At 70.3% G+C, this 2,441-nt stretch carries 4 protein-coding genes; 3 read left to right on the top strand and 1 reads right to left on the bottom strand.

Annotated elements, in window-relative coordinates; translation table 11 throughout:
* A partial coding sequence (locus tag VFM98_RS09895) for an acyl-CoA dehydrogenase family protein (protein WP_325109758.1) occupies positions 1 to 687 on the top strand: 687 nt, incomplete at its 5' end.
* 39 nt (positions 688 to 726) lie between these two features.
* On the opposite strand, the gene VFM98_RS09890 is transcribed toward VFM98_RS09895, so the two are convergent.
* Positions 727 to 1,347 (bottom strand): DUF938 domain-containing protein, encoded by a 621-nt coding sequence (locus tag VFM98_RS09890; protein WP_325109757.1) that lies wholly within the window; start codon positions 1,345 to 1,347, stop codon positions 727 to 729.
* 112 nt (positions 1,348 to 1,459) lie between these two features.
* Between VFM98_RS09890 and VFM98_RS09885 the strand changes: the two genes are divergently transcribed.
* Entirely contained in the window at positions 1,460 to 1,672 is a 213-nt protein-coding gene (locus tag VFM98_RS09885) for a hypothetical protein (RefSeq protein ID WP_325109756.1), read from the top strand.
* Positions 1,669 to 2,424: an RNA pseudouridine synthase gene (locus tag VFM98_RS09880; RefSeq protein WP_325109755.1), complete on the top strand. Its 756-nt coding sequence runs from the start codon at positions 1,669 to 1,671 to the stop codon at positions 2,422 to 2,424. Before VFM98_RS09885 ends, VFM98_RS09880 begins: the two co-directional genes overlap by 4 nt.
* Positions 2,425 to 2,441 lie beyond the last annotated feature (17 nt).

Genomic DNA, 2,441 nt, shown 5'->3' with positions numbered 1-2,441 from the left:
GGCAGCAAGATGTGGATCACCAACAGCCCGATCGCCGACGTCTTCGTGGTCTGGGCCAAGGACGACGGCGGCCAGATCCGCGGCTTCGTGCTGGAAAAGGGCTGGAAGGGCCTCAGCGCCCCGGCCGTGCACGGCAAGGTGGGCCTGCGCGCCTCCATCACCGGCGAGGTCGTGATGGACGAGGTGTTCTGCCCCGAGGAGAACGCCTTCCCCGAGGTGCGCGGCCTGAAGGGCCCATTCACCTGCCTGAATTCCGCGCGCTACGGCATCGCCTGGGGCGCCATGGGCGCGGCCGAGGATTGCTTCCATCGCGCGCGCCAGTACGTGCTGGATCGCAAGCAGTTCGGCCGCCCGCTCGCGGCCAACCAGCTGGTGCAGAAGAAGCTGGCCGACATGCTCACCGAGATCTCGCTGGGCCTGCAGGGCTGCCTGCGCCTGGGCCGCATGAAGGACGAAGGCCACGCGCCGGTGGAGATCACCTCCATCCTCAAGCGCAACAACTGCGGCAAGGCGCTGGACATCGCCCGCATGGCGCGCGACATGATGGGCGGCAACGGCATCAGCGACGAATTCGGCGTCGCGCGCCACCTGGTGAACCTGGAAGTCGTGAACACCTACGAAGGCACGCACGACATCCACGCCCTGATCCTGGGCCGCGCGATCACGGGCATCCAGGCGTTCAACTGAAGCCTTCCCGTCGTCCCCGCGCAGGCGGGGACCCAGGAATCAGCGGGGGCCGCCGTCCCCCGCCTTGAAAACCAGCAGCAGGTTGTTGGCCGGCAGCGCATGCCGTTGCGCCAGCGCGAGCCCGTTGCGGCGTGCTTCCGCGCCCACATCCTCCAGCGCGCGAATCCCCCAGGCGGGATCGCGCGCCCGCAGGCTCTCGTCGAAGGCGACATTGCTCGGTGCCGTCGGCACGCCCTGCTCGATGTAGGGCCCATAAGTAATCAGCACGCCCCCCGGCGCGAGGTGCCGGGCAGCGCCGGCCATGAGCCCCACGCAGGCGGCCCACGGCGCGATGTGCAGCATGTTGGCGCAGAAGATCGCGTCGAACTCGCGTGCGAACGACGGCCAGCGCGGGGCCGTCACGTCCAGTTGCACGGGCGGCAGCACGTTCGTCAACCCGGATTGCGCGACGCGCTCGGCGATCACCGGCAGCATGGCAGGGTCCGCGTCGGTAGGCTGCCAGGTCCAGCCCGCGAGCGCCGCGGCGAACCACGTGGCATGTTGCCCCGTTCCCGCCGCGATCTCCAGCGCGGTGCCGCGCTCACCGAGGAGGTTTCGCAGGCACGCGAGGATCGGCTCCTTGTTGCGGTCGGCAGCGGGGCTGTGGGCGAGGTCTGGCATGGCGGGCCACAGGTTACGCCATCGCGCCTCGTTTGCTCACAGGTTCCGGGCGCCATCGACCCGGCCGGCGCGCTTAAGATGCCGCGGCGGAGCACCCGCCAAGGAGCACTTCATGACCCTGGATGAATACAACGCGTCCGTCAAGCAGATCCTGGAAGAACAACAGAAGATCGCCCAGTCGACTGCGCAACTGGCCATGACGGGTCAGGCCAGCCCCACCAACCCGCAATTCGCGCAGCTCATGACCAGCCAGTGGGCCTTGCTCCAGCAGATCGCCAAGCTCAATACGGACCTGATGATGGGCATCATGGCGCCGAAGAAGTGACGCCGGCGCGGGGCGCCCCACCCGCAGGGCCGCCGCCGGCGGGCGAAGGACAGCGCCTCGCCAAGGTCGTCGCGGCGCTGGTGCCTTGCTCGCGCCGCGAGGCGGAGCAGTACATCGCCGAAGGCTGGGTGCGCGTGGACGGGCAGCGTGTCGACGCGCCGCAGGTGCGTGTCACCGCGGACCAGCGCGTGGAGCTCGATCCGCAGGCGCGCCTGCAGCCCGCCGTGCCGGCCACGTTCCTGCTCCACAAGCCGGTGGGAGTGACCACCGAAGCCGCGCGGGATCTGCTGGCGGAGTCAGGCCGCTGGAGCGGCGATGCCTCGGGCATCCGCCCCAGCAAGGCCCACCAGCACGGGCTCGAGGTGCTGCTGCCGCTGCCGCCGCAGGCCAGCGGACTGTGCGTCTTCAGCCAGGATTTCCGGATCGTGCGCAAGCTCACCGAGGACGCCGCCTTCGTGGAGCAGGAACTGGTCGCCGAAGTGAAAGGCGCGATCGCCCCCGACGGCCTGGCGCGCCTGGGCCAGGGCCTGGTCCGGAACGGGCGGCTGCTACCCCCGGCGCGTGTGAGCTGGCAGAGCGAGACGCGCCTGCGCTTCGCCGTGAAGGGCATCGCGCCGGCGGACATCGGCTGGATGTGCGCGCAGGTCGGCCTCGAACTCACCGCCCTCCGGCGCATCCGCATCGGCCGCATCCCGATGGCAGGCCTGCCGCCGGGGCAGTGGCGCTACCTGCCGGCGGGGGAGCGGTTCTAGGCGCGGGCCGCGCGATG

It is taken from the genome of Ramlibacter sp. (assembly GCF_035706265.1).
GTDB lineage: Bacteria > Pseudomonadota > Gammaproteobacteria > Burkholderiales > Burkholderiaceae_C > Ramlibacter.
This window is presented reverse-complemented; position numbering and strand designations above follow the sequence as displayed.

Coding starts and splice junctions, on each gene's coding strand:
- VFM98_RS09890 (WP_325109757.1), bottom strand. CDS start 1,347: ATGCCAGACCTCGCCCACAGCCCCGCTGCCGACCGCAACAAGGAGCCG.
- VFM98_RS09885 (WP_325109756.1), top strand. CDS start 1,460: ATGACCCTGGATGAATACAACGCGTCCGTCAAGCAGATCCTGGAAGAA.